This is a genomic window from Bacillus sp. 22475 (assembly GCF_052044835.1).
GTDB classification, from domain to species: domain Bacteria; phylum Bacillota; class Bacilli; order Bacillales; family Bacillaceae_G; genus Bacillus_A; species Bacillus_A cereus.
The window spans coordinates 46603-64067 of sequence record NZ_JBQENW010000028.1 but is presented as its reverse complement, the minus strand read 5'-3'; the positions used below and the strand labels follow the sequence as shown (position 1 = coordinate 64067).

The window sequence follows — 17465 nt, the reverse complement described above, 5'->3', positions numbered from 1 at the left end:
AAGCATCCGCAAGGTTGCGAACAGACGACTGAATCGCAATACTATCCACTTCTTTTAGCCAAACAAGCTCTTTCTTCATGGCAGGTAGTTTGGCAGAGCAAATACCATAGGTCAAGCCTTTTCCTGTCTCTTTATATGCGTAATCCCATAAGGATAGGAAATGATTGAATACAAAGCGAGAACACCCAATCGTTTTGTTGATTAGAATTGCTTGTGCTTGATTTGGATAGATACGAAACTTATAGGCTTTATTCATCATTATTTGATTCACCTCCATTTCGGTATATGACTATTATACACCAAACGTACATTCGACAGGTAGTGGCGTAATACTTTCTATATGTCGAACAATTAAGATGGCTTCCTGCCATCCCTTGTTCGAAGCCAATTCATATCCCACCTACTCACTGGACTGTGACCCTTCACGCTCCTTGAGGAAGGAGTCTTCTTGGCTAAAATGATAAAACTAATGTAAAAAGGAAGTGAACTATTGCAACTAGCAAGAATTCGCTTCCTTTTTATTTACCCCCACTTATACTCAATCTCAGAAATATAAGTATCAAATTATTCTTCTGTTAAGTTATTTAATAGCTAATTTTCAAACTTTACATTCTTTGAATTATTTCTATCTTATCTGCACCTTATCTTTACTTGTAAAGATTAATCTATATATTGTAAACGAAAGGTTTGCATTGAAAATAAAAATAGCATCGCTATATACACCATCGCTTACGAAATAATGATTTGAGAGGAAGATAAAAATGTTAAAGAAAGTATGTGTTTGTCTAGTTACGGGGACCATTGCATTATCCTCCGCAGCCTGTGTAAATAAAGGAACTGAAAAAACAGCAAATAAGGTCAATCAAGAGGCTGTGCATGAAAAAAAATCAAAAAATAGTGCTTTTAAACCTATTTTTAAAAACAGTGTATTCTTTGGTGATTCCATTACTGAAGGGATGATTGATCAAGAATTAATCGATGATCAAAATATTATTGCTGACAAAGGTAAAGTTACAGCAATGGCTATAGAGGAAGATGTTAACAAAGTAGTAGAAAAAAAACCTGAACATATTTTTATGAGCTTTGGAACAAATGATTTACTGATGCCTATGGATCTTGAAGGAAAACCTATCGAAAATCCAGTCAAGTTTTCAATAGATAACTATTCAAAATTAATACAAAAAATAAAAGAAAAACTTCCAAATGTAAGCATACACCTTTTATCTGTTACACCAGTTATAGATAAGGTATTACAGGAATACCCACAATATAAACATATTGATGAATATAACGTGAAACTTAAAGAATTAGCAAAAGCTGAGAAAGCAGAGTACATTGATTTATCTCTAATCTTTGAAAAAAACAAAGATTTACATGATCAAGATGGTGTACATTTTAAAGCAGATTATTACAAGCTACTACTTGAACAATTGAAAAGTTCCGTTAAGTAATGCTTACACCTAAAATTTACAGTTCTTCTGTGAGAACTGTAAATTTTAAATAAAAAACACAGACAAAACTATTGTAGGAGGTGAAAGAACAATGGTGTTCAGTAGTTTAATTTTTCTTTTCTTATTTTTACCATTAACACTTGTTATTTATTACGTATCACCTAAAGTTCTTAGAAATTTTATATTATTTATCGTCAGTCTCATTTTTTATGCATGGGGTGAGCCTGTGTATATAGTCATTATGATATTCTCCACCATATTTGACTATGCTAATGGTGTACTTATAGATAAATATAGAGATCGCAAGGGTATTACAAAAGCAATATTTTTTAACTCCATAATAATAAATTTAGGGATACTCGGCTTCTTCAAATATTACGGTTTCATGGTGGATAATATCAATACGATTTTCAACTTAAATATTGAGGTTGATACCCTACCTCTTCCAGTAGGAATTTCTTTTTATACTTTCCAAACTATGTCTTATGTAATTGATGTTTATTTAGGGAAAGTACAAGCACAAAAAAACATTATTTCTTTTGGAACTTATGTTACGATGTTCCCTCAACTTGTTGCAGGCCCTATTGTAAAGTACAGTGATATCGATAAGCAATTACAGGAAAGAAAAGTAACATTCGATCGTTTTGGTCAAGGGATGGAATTATTTATTAAAGGGCTTGCGTTAAAAGTACTTTTAGCTAACAATATAGGACTTCTTTGGACAAGTGTAAAAACAACTTCTATATCAGAACTTACCATCCTGACAGCATGGATCGGGATTATTGCTTTTGCTTTCCAAATTTATTTTGATTTTAGAGGATATTCAGCTATGGCTCAAGGGTTAGGTAAAATGTTTGGCTTTGATTTTCCAGAAAACTTTAACTATCCCTATATCTCAAAAAGTGTAACTGAATTTTGGCGTAGATGGCACATATCATTAGGTTCATGGTTTAGAGAGTATGTGTATATTCCTCTCGGTGGAAATCGGACCGGATTAATCAAACAACTTAGAAATTTATTGATAGTTTGGTTCTTAACAGGATTGTGGCATGGCGCAAATTGGAATTTTATTGTTTGGGGATTGTATTTTGGATTATTTGTAACACTAGAAAAACTATTTCTTTTAAAATGGCTTAAAAATAGAATGAGCTTTATTGGACATGTGTATACACTTATCATTGTTTTAATTGGATGGGTATTTTTTGAATTTGAAAACTTAGCAGTAGCAATGAATTTCTTGGGAACAATGTTTGGGTTTAATCAATCTGTTTTCTTGGATAATGAAACGCTATATTATCTAACAACTAATTTTATGTTATTTATTGTCCTAGCAATTTGTTCAACACCATTTCCCCAAAAAGCGTTTGGATATATTAAAGAAAAGTTGAAGCTTCCAGGTGCAATTGGCATTCCCGTTTTCTATGTAGTACTAGTAGTTCTTTCAACTGCTTATTTAGTGAATGACACATATAATCCATTCTTATATTTTAGGTTTTAATGAAAACCTTTAGAACAATGAGTTTGTATTTAGTTTGAAAGAGGTGAGTTACTTGAATCAGTATGAAAAAATATACAAATACACAATGGCAGGGTTATTGTCAATATTTATAGGGGGAATGTTTAGTATAAATTTACTAACTCCCAATAAAACATTTTCAGATGCAGAGAATAGAAAGCTAGAACAGTTCCCAACTTTCTCTTTTCAAAATCTAATAGAAAAAAAGTTTACTTCTAACTACGAAAAATATATTTCTGATCAGTTTGCATTCAGGGATTTTTGGATAAATGTGAAATCTGATATAGATTACACACTAGGAAAGAAAGAAAATAATGGTGTGTATATCGGTAAAGATGGTTTTTTACTTCAAAAGTTTAGTAAGCCTGAAGAACAAGATGTAAAAAACAAAATAGAAGCAATAAATGATTTTCATATTGCTAATCCTAATGTGAAAATGCAAGTCATGTTAGTACCTACAGCAATTAGTATTTTGGAAAATAAACTCCCAAATTATGTTTCTCATGGTGATGAGCTTACGTATATTAATAAAGTAAAAAAATCTTTAGATAAGGATATAAACTTTATAGATGTATATCCTGTATTGAGTTCAAAAAAGGATGAATATATATATTATAAAACCGATCATCATTGGACCACCAAAGGCGCATATTATGCCTATCAAGAACTGGGTAAAAATATGAAATTTACTCCTAATGAAGATGGGTCATTCAACATTAAACAAATTACAAATAGTTTTTATGGATCCCTATATTCAAAAGCAGGTTTTAGAAATATAGATCCTGATAGTATTGAATTATATGAGCCTAAGAAAGCGAAAAAATATAAAGTGGAATATATTGATGGAAATAAAACATCTACCTCTCTTTATGAAATGGAGAACATCAAGAAAAAAGATAAATACACGGTATTTTTCAATGGAAATCATCCATTAGTGAAAATAACAACTAATAACGCGAATGGAAAAAAATTATTAGTTGTCAAAGATTCTTATGCAAATTCTTTAATGCCTTTTTTACTACCACATTTTAGTGAAATCCATATAGTCGATCTTAGATATTATACAGATAGTCTAAATATATTGGTACAGAAAAATAAAATCAATGATATGTTAGTGCTTTATAATGGAAATACCTTCTTTGAAGATGCATCTATTAATAATCTATCCGAATAAATAGATTTATCCACACCTTTAATTAATTTATGTTCATGGCTGTATTCATTAAATATAAAGCGTTAGAATCCTTGTTCAAATTAAATATTTAAAACAACTAAATAAAAGGAGAATTTATACTAATGACACATTTGTTGAAATTTTTTAATATAAAATTCGTTATTACTATTATAGTTTGTACGATTACTTTAGGATCTTTAAGTGGTTGTTTTGGAAAAAAAAATAACGTTAATAGCCTTTCAGCTACAGAAATAGGAGAGAAAATTAAACATGTTACTAACCTAGAAGAAATGAAGGAAGGAGATAGTAAAAAGCTTCAAAAGCTATATAACATAAATACGGATGAAGTCGAAAGCTTTGTGTTATATACTGCTCCTACAAATATCAAAGCTGATGAAATCACTGTAATGAAAGTAAAAGATGTGAAAAATGTAGAAGACATTAAAAAGAAAATTTCAAATAGGGTCGAAAAGCAATCAAAAAGCTTTAAAGACTATCTTCCATACGAATATTTTTTAATAGAAAAACATGTCTTAAAAACAAAAGATAACTATATCCTGTTTGCAATATCAAAGGATGCTGATAAAGTTGAAAAAATATTTGATAAACTTTTAAAGTAATCAACTTCTAAATTAATAACTACGCCAAAAGCTGATTTTCTTTATGATAAGGAAATCAGCTTTTTCTTTGTAAAATATTTTTTAATACAGGAAAACCGGATTTTTATTTTCCATAAAATTTATTAACGTGGGTTTTATGTCATTTGGTTGGCGGGACCCCATCGCTATCAAGCTAAAGATTTTGAACCACCCCAAAACGAAAATTTGACCCTTTTACAGTTATTTATACAATTCGGCTCATTTTTTTCGTTTTGGTGAGCAATTAATTTCTTAAGTTGATGGCGATGAGGTACTTCATAATTTTAGATTGATAACAATCTGGCGGGAGTCCTTATTTAACATAAATATGACAATAACATAGTTAGTTTTTATAAAAAGAAATAATTAAGATATAAGATGATATAATAAAAATGAAATGAACACCCCTACTTATTTTTAAGGCAAGTAAGTAGATTTTATTTCATTAGTTTAAAGCTATGTACAAAAAAAATAACCCCTAGGGGTTATTTTTTTTGTACATAGCTTTATTTTTCAAATTCTTTAAAAGTATCTTTTAAATCCTTATCTGTTATTTTTATATCTGCTTTCTTGAATAAATCTTTAAAGAATTGTTGTTGCCATTGTTGATCTTGTGAACGCTTCTGTTCTAGTTCCTTACGAATATTATCTTTTTCTTGATCAAAAGGTTTTAACTCTTTTTTCTCTGTTAATTTAATAATATGGTAACCATGAGAAGATTTTATTGGATCACTTACTTGTCCAGCTTCTAATTTATAAGCACCTTCTTCAAATTTAGAATCCATTTCACCTGGACCAAACTCAGGCAATTCTCCACCTTTTTCTTTTGAACCAGGATCTTCTGAATATTGTTTTGCTAATGCTGCAAAATCTTCTCCATTATTTAATTTTTCTTTTATTTCTTTCGCTGTTTTTTCATCTTTTACTAAAATATGACTTGCCTTTAATTTTGGTTTATAGTATTCTTTCATTTCCTTTTCCGTAACTGAAGCTTTAACAGCTTTTTCAAAGGCTATTTGCGTTTTTATTTTCGTTTTAAGATCATCTTCATCTTTAGCACCAGCTTGTGTTAAATAGGCTTTAAAATTATCGCCCATTTGTTTTTTTAATTCTTCAACTTTTTTCTTTGCTTCATCATCTGAAACTTTATATTTATCTAATAAAATCTTGTCTAACATTACTTGTTGTAAAACAGGTTTTCCTGCTGTTTCTTTTAACTTTTTATTAAATTCTTCTTGTGTCAAATTTCCTGATTTCGATGTAACAAGATTATCAGAATTACCACATGCAGATAATAATAAAATACTGCTCATTGCAGCACCTATAAAAATATGTCGTTTATTCAATGTATTATACCTCATTCTATAAATTGATTTATAGTCTAGTATATTTTATTTCCTTAATAAAACAAAATTTTTATAAGAAAAAGTTTTTGTTTATTTCCATTAAAAATGTAATATAGATTCACTAAAAAAAAGGTACTCACCCTGCTTTTAAGTATAAGCTAATAGCTAGATTAAGGTCTAACAAAGGGATTATGCCTTTTCCGTAGACATAAAACTCCAAAGTAAACTTTTGGGTAAAAGTTTACTTTGGAGTTTTGAATCATTTATAACAAATTTTCTAATAAATTTCTCAATATAGATATACTTGTTAATTATGGTTATAATATTCAAAATTAACAAAAAATAAACTATAATAAAAATATGATGGTTATCCTTTTGTTTACTCCTTGTGCTAAAGATAAGATCGTGTTCGCCGATCTTATCTTTTTTTATTTGTGGATTTTTCATACAAAAAAGAATCCTTGTCATAAGGATTCTGCAACAGGAAAGAACAAACATATAATAATAATAAGAATTACTTATATTATAATTTAATAATAAGACAAAAATATTGAGAAAATTTAGAATGGATTGAATGTCACTACACGCAAACGACGGTGAAGCATAGACAAGCTGCCTAGCGAAAAAATCGCGTTTTAATAGGCTTATTTAGTATGCCTACTTTTTTATCACTTGCTAGTTTTGAAACAAGGATCATTTCGTATCTAGTAATTTACTTTGTTAGCTTGATGGGCATGGGGTCCCGCCAACATAACGCGGAATTTATACGCTAAGAAAAATTCTATAAAAAAAGCCGATCTCCTCGTATATTAAGGAATCAACTTTTTAGAAAGTATTTATTTGATACATATTCTTTATGGTTAGCTTTAAAAAGCTAATCTATAATTTTTAAAAATGAGGGGATATATAAGAGCGGTCGAAACAGCTTTTAAGTTTAATAAATTATAGTTTTTTAATTATGTGATAAGGCTATTTAGTTATCTTTATCCTCTACTTTATATAATTGGTCAGCTCTATATACACTAAAAGATGAGATTATTACAGATAAAATAACTATAACTACCCAGTAACCGATATTATATACTGCAAGTGCTACTGCTATAATACCCAACACTATAGCTGAGATAAAACCCCATTTTACTTTTACATCTTTCAAAATTTTAGAATTCATGATTCCCCCTCCCCCTTTATACAAAATTAGTAAAGTTTAACTTTCTAATTTATCGAACTTTAATTTTCCTGTAGGTAGAAATACATCTTCTTTTTGAGTTACCTTTATTACTCTCATAATTCCTCTTACCAAACCAATTACATAGCCAACAAATATTCCCAAACCAACGCCAATCAGTAATAAGGATTTAGATGATAACTCTGAAATTGAAGGGGTGTAATTAGCAATAAAATATCCACCTAATAATCCTAAAAGAATTATTGAAACAAAGATTAAGAAACGATTAAAAACAGAATGAAGCATAATATCACGAATTTTTTTATCCATATTAATAATCTCCTCCACTAAGTTTAATAATCTTGCATCCATAGCATTAATAAATACATCACTTATTTCTTTCAAAGAGAGTTCCCTTTTCTCTAAAATATATAAAAACTCATCTCCATAGCGTTTTCTCCATTTTTTAGGATACAAATTAATGAGCCATTTCATATCAGACCCAACCTCTGAAAACCTAACTTGGTGACATGCTCAATTTCCTTTAATTTTTCTTGTAAGTACTCTCTGCCTTCAATTGTTATTTGATAAGGTTTTTTCCTATCTTTTGAGGAAATTGCTTCAATAAGTTTGTGCTTTTCCATACGACTAATTGCACCATATAAAGTACCAGGACCAATTTTAATATCATATGATTTTTCAATATCCTCCATAATCGCATACCCGTGTTTGTTACCCTCAGCTAAACTGATTAAAATAAATAATGTAGGTTCTGAAAACCTTTCAATTGAACTCATGATTCTTGTATTCAGCTCCTTTCAATTATTACGTTTGACGATATATCGTGTAACGTAATAATACTTATGAATAAAATATTAGTCAACTATTTTTTTCTATAAATATCAAAACGCTTAATTTAAACTATTTTGATATTTCATGTTTTTAGACCATTTCATGACTCGTTTTGAATTCTATTCAATAACTCCCTTAAACGGTCGTTTTTAGGACTGTTAATAGTGTTTAATACATAATCAATATGGATATTTATGATGCGGTGATAGGAAGAGTGAAAAGAAATGTACTTAAAGCATTTAAGTAAAACAATTAAATAACACTCTACGATATGATAAAATCAAGAATATACGTTCGATTTTTATAGGGTTATTATAATTTAAGGGGGAGAAACAATTGAAAGAAACAAAATATCTACAAGTTTGGAACTTAGATGATCTATTTCCAGGTGGAAGTGAATCGTCTCAATTAAGTGAACATATAAAAGATTTAGATGTTAAGGTCAATAAATTTGAAAACAAACTAAATTTTTTTAATACCCCGCAAAACATAAATGAATCAGAAAAAGTTGCAGATTTACTTGATTACATAGGAGACATTCAAATTTATATATCACAAGCTAATTCTTTTATAACATGTCTTCTTGCTCAAAATCCTAAGGATCAACATGCTATAACATTAAAAGGAGAAATAACAACAATACATACTCGTTTTGAATCTGCATTGAAAAAAGTGAAAAATACTTTAATAAAAACGAATCAATTTTTGTGGGTGGACTTACTGAATACTGATGTTTTAGCAAATTACAAGTTCATACTAAATGAATGGCGTAAAGATACTAAAATGAAACTTTCAGATGAAGGACAAGATTTAGTGTCGGACCTTATGGTAGATGGGTATCATGCTTGGGGGCAATTTTATAATTCGTTTATAAGTAATATTAGAATTAAAGTTCAAATAAATGGTCAACAAAACGAATTATCAGTGGGGCAAGCTTTAAATTTACGTTCACATCCTAACGAAGAAGTTCGTAAAGAATCTCATACTGCTTTAGAAAATAAGTGGAGAGAAAACGAAGAATTATTTGCGGAAATATTAAATCATATTGCAGGATTTCGATTACAAGTTTACAAAAATTGTGGTTTAGATGATGTAATAGAAGAACCCTTAATAAAAAATCGTATGAAAAAAGAAACGCTAAATGCAATGTGGTCTGCGGTTAATAAATTCAAACCCCCCTTCACTAACTACTTAAATCAAAAAGCAAAAATGAATGGTCATGAAAAAATGAAATCATTTAACTTTTGGGCACCTGTTACAAAGAGTGATCAAAAAATAGAATACGAAGATGCTGTTGATTTCATCTTGGAACATTTTAGTCAGTTTGGAACAGAACTAGAGAATTTCGCTAAACAGGCTTTCAATAAAGGTTGGATAGAATCAGAAAATCTCTCTAATAAGTCAGCTGTTGCTTTTTGTGCTGGGTTTCCACTTTCAAAGGAATCAAGAGTTTTTATGACATATGACGGTACGTTTACAAATCTATTAACCCTAGTTCATGAGTTAGGTCATGCCTTTCATAACCATGCAATGAAACCTATTAATGGAATGAATAAACAATATCCAATGAGTATTGCCGAAACTGCTTCAACATTTTCTGAGGTGATTATTTTAGATGCTGCAATGGAAAAAGCAGGATCTACTAATGAAAAATTGTTTTTACTTGATGAGAAATTAAAGCGTAGCGTCATGAATTTCATGAATATTCATTCTAGGTTTTTGTTTGAAAAGAAATTTTATGAGGAACGTAAAAAGGGAATTGTTTCATCATCACGCTTAAATGAAATAATGCAAGAAGCAATAGATATAGGGTATGCTGGTTCCCTTGATAATGCTTCATTCTATTCATGGATATGGACACCACATTATTATATTACACAATCTCCTTTTTACAATTTCCCATATACATTTGGATATTTATTTGCATTAAGTATGTTTGCAAACGCAAAAGAAAAAGGGAAAGAATTTGAAAAAGACTATTTAAAATTGCTTCGTGATTCAGGAAGTATGTCAGCAGAAGATTTAGTAATGAAACACTTAGGAGAAGATATCACATTAGAAACTTTTTGGGAAAAAGGGATTAAATTATGTATTAACGATGTTAATGAGTTCATAAAATTAACTTCTTCTCAAAATAAAGTGTTTCAATAAGTTTAAAATACTGGAGGAAATACAATGACTCAAAATGGGATTGTTTTAGTAGTTAGTATATCAGTATTTAAAGATGAAAAAGTCTTAATAATAAAAGAAAATAAGCCAACTGCCATTGAGAAGTGGAACTTTCCAAGTGGACGTGTTGAATATGGTGAAGACATTTTTCATTCAGCTTGCAGGGAAGTAAAAGAGGAAACAGGCTTTGATGTAAAACTTAATAGCACAACTGGTGTATATAATTTTATCAGCAGTACAAACACTCAAGTTGTCCTATTTCATTTTAATGCCGAGGTTACTGGTGGTTCATTGTATCTTGAAGAAGAAGAAATCTTAGATAGTAAGTGGATTGATATAAATGAGCTAGTGAAATTTGATAATAAAGAACTACGCGAGCCAGGGGTATTAAAGCAAATAATAGATAATTTATTAGCAGAAAAGGTACATTCAATTAATATTTATAATAAACAATTGGGTAAATAATGATTATTTTGCTAATTGTTTATTACAATTTAAAAGAAATCCCAGAAGTCAATTTCTTAACGTATAGGAAATCGGCTTTTTCTTGATGAGATCTTGCTTAGCGTACGAAATTCGCGTTTTGTTGGTGCTACCCCATTGCTATCAAGCTAAGTTTATGTAAAATCAATTTCGGGTGAGAAGATATCTATTTTTTAAAAACTAATTGTATATTATTTAATGAATTGCATACGAAATAAACCCTAATGGGTTTTGATTTTTTAAATTAAGCTGCATGATTATGAGACATGGAATAATTGTATACGACGCCTAAAATATCAAAGACTGTTTTCTTCTCGTACCTATGGGATTTTCGCCCGTTTTGCCGTAGAAGATTAAACAGGCGAAGTAGTATCTTTGATAACTTTTGGGTGTTTTTTTGTATTGTTTGGAATAGAAGAAGAAAGTAATCTTTAATCATATATATCGCTTTATATTCACTAAGCTCTCGTTTTTTCTTCATGAGGAGTAATTGACGCATTTGAAACATGATAGAAGAACAAAGTAGAATGGCAATCAATTGACCATACAAATGGCATTCCAATCGTTCTAGTTTTATTTTTTTACAATGATGAATTTGAAAAAATGATTTCCACGTTTTAAAGATAATCTCTATTTGCCAACGCAAAGAATACCAATCATGTACGTGTCCCATCGGGACAATATCTGTAGGGGTGTTTGTCATATATACATTTATACCACTGAGCCGTTTACTACGAGGAGAATATGTCATTCCTTTCTTTTTCTCTCGAATAGCCTGATCTCGTAGGCGTTTTTGTTGTTGTTCTTTGGTAAGTCGATGGACGATGACACGAGTTGGTACTTTGTCATTCATCCCTACATAAGCATCTGTTATTTCATAGGTTTGCCCTGAGTGTAGAGAATTCATCAAATTCTCTATATCTAACTGAATGTATTGTGTATTCTTTTTTATTCGTCCATCTTGAAAGTAATCTGGGTTAGGATTTTTCTGATAAATACGTGTATTGGATTTAATACGAGAGATATAGTAAGCTTTCTTATCATGTATATGTTGAAGATCTTTGAGGTGAAAATAATTTTTGGTTCAGAAGTTTAGCTAATACTTGTTGTAGAAACTGCACGGCTGCGGAGTTAAATCTTTGATTTAGTCCTTCAGGACTTATGAGTACTTCTGTTGATGCTTCTAAACAACTACATAACTGGGTTAAGGAAGTTTTTGCTACACTTTGGCTTAGCCATACGCATAAAGCTATTAAATCTTTTGCTTGATACTTACTAGTTCGCTGAACAAAACCAACATCTCTAGCAAGATCCCGTAAGGTATTTGGAGATAAAAAACTTTGAATCTCTTGAGCAAATAGTTGTAATTCATCAGATACAGAAATAGACATAAAAAAACGCCATCCTTTCCTATGATTCTACAGAAAGAATAGCGTATTTTTTCATTTTAGGGGATATTTTATTCTGCTAGTTTAATAGCGATATGGTGCTACCTCATCCGTGTATAAGAGAGTATCCTTTATTTTCATTGGGTAATTATTTAATATGTAATTTTTCTTTTACTTTTGAAGGTAAATCGTCTTTTTGAACTTCCTCATAGGATTTTACTTCTTTATGATTTATCTCTGTATTGTTGTTATCCTGTTGATCGATATAAAGGCGTATGAAGGCATTTTCCTTAAGGGGGGTATCTTTTGGTTTTACACTCCCAAATGTAACTGTTTTTTCTACTCCATCCTTATTATAAGTAGATAAAGTATAGAAACGTTGGTTACCTTGTACCTCACCTTTGTTTGTTATTTGTACATAGTATTGTTCTGTTCCCATTCTATTTATAGTAGGTGATCTTTCGCACCCTATAGCAAAACTAGAAAACAGTACGAATAATATAAATATAACTAATGATTTTTTCATATAACTCTCTCCTTATCTTTGTATATGGAAATTATAGTAAAGGATTTATAGTGAAGAAATTGATTTTAGTGACATTAATATTACAAAATTGTAAGGGTTATTAGGGGGGTACCATACATACCCATCAAATTAAGAATTTTATAACACCCCCAGGATGAAAATTTCGTGTATTTTTAATAGAAAACGGCTTATTTTTTCGTTTAGGGGGTATTTGCTTTTCTAAGCTTGATAGTGATGTGGTGCTACCCCATACCCATCAAGCTAAGATTTTATAGTACCCCCTAAACGAAATTTTTATTTTTCTACATTTTGTTATCCTATAATAAGCATTGATAATATAAGATTCGAAAACAGGAGCCAACATAAACTAACTAACCAAGGTTTACATACGTAAAAAGGCTCGCTGTTGTTAAACAAGCGAGCTGATTAATTATCAATTACATTTACGTGAATCCTGTTCTTAAGAATTGTTTATGACTTCAATTTTATTTCATAATGTGATAGTTGTTTACCTTGATAGTCTTTATCATAAGTATATTGGAATCCTAGGGTCTCCAATACCTTTTTTGATTTATCATTTGTAATTTTAATTCTCGCAATTAGTTTTTTAATTTCCATCGAGTTAGTGGCATATTGTATAGATGCTATTGCAGCTTCTGTTGCATAACCCCTTCCCCAAAATTCAGGATTTAAAAGATACATAATTTCAACTTCCTCTTCTTTTTGATCTACATATCTTAATCCGCAATGTCCTATAATTTCCCCTGTACATTTATTTAATACTACCCATACACCAAAGCCATATTGATTCCAATGATCTATGAACTTTTCGACGTACACTTTTGTTTCTTCTTTTGTCATTCCTCTAGATGCTGCAAGCCATGTACCGACCATATCTTTTTTTACGATACTATAAATATCATCAATATCTTCTAAGCTTATTTTTCTCAAATAAAGCCGATCTGTTGTAATTGTTTTTTCGTCTATTTTTACATTCATACAACTCGCTCCTTTAGACAGTAATCAATAATTCTTTTTCAGTCCATTTTTCCCTAGAATAACTATTACTATAGTTTCGAAATAAGGTTTAATCATTTTTCAGGCTTTCTTATTCTCCTCTATTCGAAATTACAAATAAATAACTAATATTTTTACACCATTTAGCTAACGTCACTTGAACTTTGAATATATTATCTAAAAGTTTGAGATTTTCCTTTCGGAATACTTAATATTTCCCAGCCTGAACCTTTTATTTGTTTACCAATGTATAAAATTTGACCTAAATGATTGCTACAATGCGCTATTTCAATTTGAATTGCTTCTAGGACGGTTAATGGATTATTTCTAATTGTTATAGTCTTTATTAAGTCTTCCGTTTGTAACTCTTTAATTGCTTTAAATAAAAGAAACCACCCATTTTCCCAAATTTCAATTAATTCTTTTTTTTCAATGACCGTATCGAGAAATTCACCATCACGATCCCTATATTCTTTTTCGCCATCTGTTGTTAAGAAATTAGTCCACCTTGAATGCATATTTCCACTCAGATGTTTTATAATGACTGCAATACTATTAGATTCACTGTTAGGACGCCAATGTAAATCTTGCTCTGTTAACTGATCTATAGCTTTCTCAGCACGTTTTTTTATGTGCTCAAATTGAAAAATTACTGTAGATAGAAACTTTTCTTCTACTGAACTCATAAAACTTCCTCCTTTTGGTTATAGTAGTCAATTTTATTGATAAGTACTTATTTTTTTTGGATTGTATCAATTAGTAAAGGTAATTCTTTTAAATCATCAATTATGTATTCATCTGTAAATGGATTTTCCCAAAACGCATCTTTCTTCCATATTGCATTCATTCCCACATTTCGAGCTCCTATCACATCATTTTCTGGATGATCCCCTATGTATACGCTTTCTTCAGTGGTGACACCTAATCTTTCTAAAGCTCTCATAAAGATTTCAGCTTGAGGTTTTTTAATTCCCTCTTGTTCAGACACTAAAATGGTATCCATGTATTTCTCAATTCCTAAGGCTTGGATATTTAGGAGTTGAAATTCAGTGAAACCATTTGTAATCATGCCTAATAATATGCCTTTGTCTTTCAACTCTTTTAATACATGCTCCATGTTAGAAAAAGGAATACAGTGATGTTGAAAGTTGTTTATGTAATCCTCTAATAATTGCTCCCATGTTAAATCGGAAATAGAATGCTCTTGGAGTAATTTTTGGTATACCTTGTCCTTCCAAACGTATCCCTTATTATCTAACTCAATAAATCGAGATACATATTGTTCTTCAGGTATATGTTTTAGTTTATTGATATGCCTCTTATATTGTTCTTTAATAAAAAGTTTAAGAGAACTATCCCTATCTAATAAAGTTCCATCTAAGTCGAAGATAACTGCTTTAATCACGTATTCTCCCCCCTTTTTATCTAAATATAACATAAAAAGGTACTTTATCCCTTTTCTAGACTTTTTTTCTCAAAAATAGTTTGGGTGAAATATTAAATAACAGAGAGAATTTATTTTTTAATCATTTTATTGTTCTATTAAGGGGGTACAGCCGAGATACGTGTAAAAATGGATCACAGCGATACAATATTTAACAAACGGTGGTTATTGAGGGCATTTGTAGCATCACAAGAAGTCACTCTGGCTCCAGCATCGAAATAGGTTAGATTGCTAAAGGTACCTCTATTGTTTCTCGTAGACGAAGCATACACTTCTCAAACATGCCCTTGTTGCCAAAGAAGAAAGAAAGTGCTGACACGTAACTACGTTTGTGTGTGCGGCTACGAAGAACACTGGGACATTCACGGTGCCCGCAACATTTTGGCAAAAGAACTGTACGGAAAGATGTGTCATATCCCGGAAGAAACGAAGAGAAAGTATTTGTGGATTGCGTAAGCAAAAAGTAGTAGACGGTGTGTTCCCACCCTTCTGCATGTGCAGAAGTTGCTTAGTCAAATGAAGAAAAGGAGTCCCTGCATAGGTGCAGAGAGGAGATGGAAAATCCGTTTCTCATGGGACCTTGTCTTTGTTGATGCTAAGAAATCCCCACTTCAAGCGGAAGCGAGTAAGTGGGGGAGGTTCATAGTGAATTATTTTTGTACTTAAATTACTTAATCTCTAAAATCATTGCTAGATCGATTGCATAATTCGTGCGAGTTCTTTTTCTAAAGCAGCGGGATCGTTTGCATAATTGTAAATCCCTAAAAACTTCTCTATAGCCTCTGGATGGGAACTGATTAGCTTGTTGACAGCATCCTGTTGTTCAGATATGCGTTCATTCTTCGAAATTTGGCATCCCATGTGAAACCGAACCATAAACTCATCTTCTATTACCTTTTGATATTCTTCAGACATTTGATTTGATGGATCGGATTGTCCCTTATATTTTGATAGAATATTGGATAATATACGTGCTCCACATATAGCATCATGGATACCCTGTGCCATGCCAGGATCTTTAAAACAAACTGCATCTCCAACCAACGCCCATCCTTTTCCCATTCCTTTATACCAGTAATTATCATATCCGAGAATGCCTTTGACCGGTTCTACTAGTTCTGCATTTTTCAAGCGCGCCCCAATTGTTGTATTCGGAAAGTTATCTGTAAAGAAATTGCGTAGACAGCTTTCCGGATTTAATTTCAACCGTTCTATCAATTCCTTATTTTCTAATGGGAAAATGCCAACAATTACATATAAATCATCATTCGTCGGAAAGAGAATGGCTGTGTTATCTTTTATCTTGTATACTTCAAATTTAGGGACATTATCGTGGCGAAATCCAGAGAAATACCCGAAATAGATGCCGACTGTTGCCGGAATACTTATTTTGAGTTCACTTTTTACCAGCTTGCGAATAATAGAGGATCGGCCGTCTGCCCCGACTACCAGGCGAGCTAAAAATTCTTGTTTCTCGTTGTCGCCGTCTAAACCTTTCACGCCTATCACTGTTTCGTCATCACGGATGACATCCGTCACACGAAATCCTTCTAAAACAGTTACATTCATTTGGGATTTGGCTTGTTCAAGTAGAATATGATCGAGATAAGTTCTTCTAATACAATAACAACTTTCCTCTCTGTAAACCTCAGGGATGAGACCTTCTATCACGGTATCCTCAAATTGAAATTTAATATCCCGTACCGGCGGTGCTTTTGTTTCCAATAACTTGTCCAGGACACCGGTTTCTCGAAGAAGAGCGACAGTATTATTGAAAAAGGTATGGGTTGATAATGTGTCCCTTGGAAAATTCGCTCGGTCCACTAACAACACATGGAAACCTGCCTTAGCAAGATAAATTGCCAGGGTAGAGCCGGCACATCTAGCACCGGTAATGATGACATCATACGTCTTATTCATCGTATCACTCCATTTTCAAGTATAATTATTAACTTGCTTATCCATTAGCAGAGTTCTAAAGTTAATGCCCCTACGAGTTAAAGTAATGGGGAAAATTGATAAGAATGCACTACATACATAAAGTATGGAAGCTAAAACGAAATAAGTACAGAAAATTCTCACCTGCTATACAATTAAAAAGAATTTGTGGTAAAAATCGGAATGATAATTTAAGTATTAAATAAAGGTCCGTTTACTTGTCTCGTGAAGAGTTAATAGATGTATATTCACAAAAATGGTTGTTAAAACATCGACTCCAAACTCCTTGTATAAAGTTTTGGAAATCAAGTCCATTTGCTATGTTAAATGCGCTATAATTTTTGGGGAGTCGTCC

Annotated in this window: 17 protein-coding genes and 1 pseudogene; 7 read left to right on the top strand and 11 right to left on the bottom strand. The window is 31.3% G+C overall.

Going from position 1 to position 17465, the window contains the following annotated elements; translation table 11 throughout:
• On the bottom strand, positions 1-259 hold a 259-nt coding region (locus ACTJJY_RS26805; RefSeq protein WP_440607027.1), incomplete at its 3' end, for a helix-turn-helix domain-containing protein.
• Positions 260-761: 502 nt separating this feature from the next.
• On the opposite strand from ACTJJY_RS26805, the gene ACTJJY_RS26800 reads away from it, so the two are divergent.
• The 4 genes from ACTJJY_RS26800 to ACTJJY_RS26785 all read left to right on the top strand — a co-directional run bounded on the left by ACTJJY_RS26800 (position 762) and on the right by ACTJJY_RS26785 (position 4761).
• On the top strand, positions 762-1451 hold the full coding sequence (locus tag ACTJJY_RS26800; protein WP_440607026.1) for a GDSL-type esterase/lipase family protein: 690 nt from the start codon (positions 762-764) through the stop codon (positions 1449-1451).
• Positions 1452-1542: 91 nt separating this feature from the next.
• Positions 1543-2949 (top strand): MBOAT family O-acyltransferase, encoded by a 1407-nt coding sequence (locus ACTJJY_RS26795; RefSeq protein WP_440607025.1) that lies wholly within the window; start codon positions 1543-1545, stop codon positions 2947-2949.
• 52 nt (positions 2950-3001) lie between these two features.
• Positions 3002-4141 (top strand): DHHW family protein, encoded by a 1140-nt coding sequence (locus ACTJJY_RS26790; protein ID WP_440607024.1) that lies wholly within the window; start codon positions 3002-3004, stop codon positions 4139-4141.
• Positions 4142-4263: 122 nt separating this feature from the next.
• Positions 4264-4761: a DUF4358 domain-containing protein gene (locus ACTJJY_RS26785; protein ID WP_440607023.1), complete on the top strand. Its 498-nt coding sequence runs from the start codon at positions 4264-4266 to the stop codon at positions 4759-4761.
• Between the two features lie 524 nt (positions 4762-5285).
• Here ACTJJY_RS26785 and ACTJJY_RS26780 read toward each other — a convergent pair.
• The 4 genes from ACTJJY_RS26780 to ACTJJY_RS26765 form a co-directional block, all read right to left on the bottom strand.
• A complete protein-coding gene (locus ACTJJY_RS26780) occupies positions 5286-6125 on the bottom strand; it encodes a peptidylprolyl isomerase (protein ID WP_095691662.1) in 840 nt (279 codons plus the stop codon).
• Positions 6126-7098: 973 nt separating this feature from the next.
• A complete protein-coding gene (locus ACTJJY_RS26775) occupies positions 7099-7296 on the bottom strand; it encodes a hypothetical protein (RefSeq protein ID WP_050845500.1) in 198 nt (65 codons plus the stop codon).
• Positions 7297-7332: 36 nt separating this feature from the next.
• Positions 7333-7788 carry a hypothetical protein gene (locus ACTJJY_RS26770; protein ID WP_440607022.1) on the bottom strand — a complete coding sequence of 152 codons (456 nt, stop codon included), beginning with the start codon at positions 7786-7788 and terminating at the stop codon, positions 7333-7335.
• Positions 7785-8090 (bottom strand): PadR family transcriptional regulator, encoded by a 306-nt coding sequence (locus ACTJJY_RS26765; RefSeq protein ID WP_089172205.1) that lies wholly within the window; start codon positions 8088-8090, stop codon positions 7785-7787. The genes ACTJJY_RS26770 and ACTJJY_RS26765 overlap by 4 nt, the downstream gene beginning before the upstream one ends.
• A 391-nt stretch (positions 8091-8481) precedes the next feature.
• On the opposite strand from ACTJJY_RS26765, the gene ACTJJY_RS26760 reads away from it, so the two are divergent.
• Both ACTJJY_RS26760 and ACTJJY_RS26755 read left to right on the top strand, forming a co-directional pair.
• Positions 8482-10296 (top strand): M3 family oligoendopeptidase, encoded by a 1815-nt coding sequence (locus ACTJJY_RS26760; RefSeq protein WP_440607021.1) that lies wholly within the window; start codon positions 8482-8484, stop codon positions 10294-10296.
• 24 nt (positions 10297-10320) lie between these two features.
• Positions 10321-10779: an NUDIX hydrolase gene (locus tag ACTJJY_RS26755; RefSeq protein WP_440607020.1), complete on the top strand. Its 459-nt coding sequence runs from the start codon at positions 10321-10323 to the stop codon at positions 10777-10779.
• Between the two features lie 262 nt (positions 10780-11041).
• Here the strand turns inward: ACTJJY_RS26755 and ACTJJY_RS26750 are convergent.
• From ACTJJY_RS26750 to ACTJJY_RS26730, 5 genes and pseudogenes are all read right to left on the bottom strand, one after another.
• Positions 11042-12188 (bottom strand): annotated as a pseudogene (locus ACTJJY_RS26750) (IS4 family transposase).
• A gap of 145 nt (positions 12189-12333) precedes the next feature.
• Positions 12334-12711 carry a YxeA family protein gene (locus tag ACTJJY_RS26745; protein WP_087966740.1) on the bottom strand — a complete coding sequence of 126 codons (378 nt, stop codon included), beginning with the start codon at positions 12709-12711 and terminating at the stop codon, positions 12334-12336.
• A 471-nt stretch (positions 12712-13182) separates the two neighbouring features.
• Positions 13183-13710 (bottom strand): GNAT family N-acetyltransferase, encoded by a 528-nt coding sequence (locus ACTJJY_RS26740; protein WP_440607019.1) that lies wholly within the window; start codon positions 13708-13710, stop codon positions 13183-13185.
• Between the two features lie 191 nt (positions 13711-13901).
• The gene (locus tag ACTJJY_RS26735) at positions 13902-14414 is read right to left on the bottom strand and encodes a DUF1572 family protein (protein ID WP_440607018.1); all 513 of its coding nucleotides are present in this window, start codon (positions 14412-14414) and stop codon (positions 13902-13904) included.
• A gap of 47 nt (positions 14415-14461) precedes the next feature.
• Positions 14462-15133: an HAD family hydrolase gene (locus tag ACTJJY_RS26730; protein WP_440607017.1), complete on the bottom strand. Its 672-nt coding sequence runs from the start codon at positions 15131-15133 to the stop codon at positions 14462-14464.
• Between the two features lie 267 nt (positions 15134-15400).
• On the opposite strand from ACTJJY_RS26730, the gene ACTJJY_RS26725 reads away from it, so the two are divergent.
• On the top strand, positions 15401-15628 hold the full coding sequence (locus ACTJJY_RS26725; RefSeq protein ID WP_440607016.1) for a zinc ribbon domain-containing protein: 228 nt from the start codon (positions 15401-15403) through the stop codon (positions 15626-15628).
• A 234-nt stretch (positions 15629-15862) separates the two neighbouring features.
• On the opposite strand, the gene ACTJJY_RS26720 is transcribed toward ACTJJY_RS26725, so the two are convergent.
• On the bottom strand, positions 15863-17092 hold the full coding sequence (locus ACTJJY_RS26720; protein ID WP_440607015.1) for an NAD(P)/FAD-dependent oxidoreductase: 1230 nt from the start codon (positions 17090-17092) through the stop codon (positions 15863-15865).
• Positions 17093-17465 lie beyond the last annotated feature (373 nt).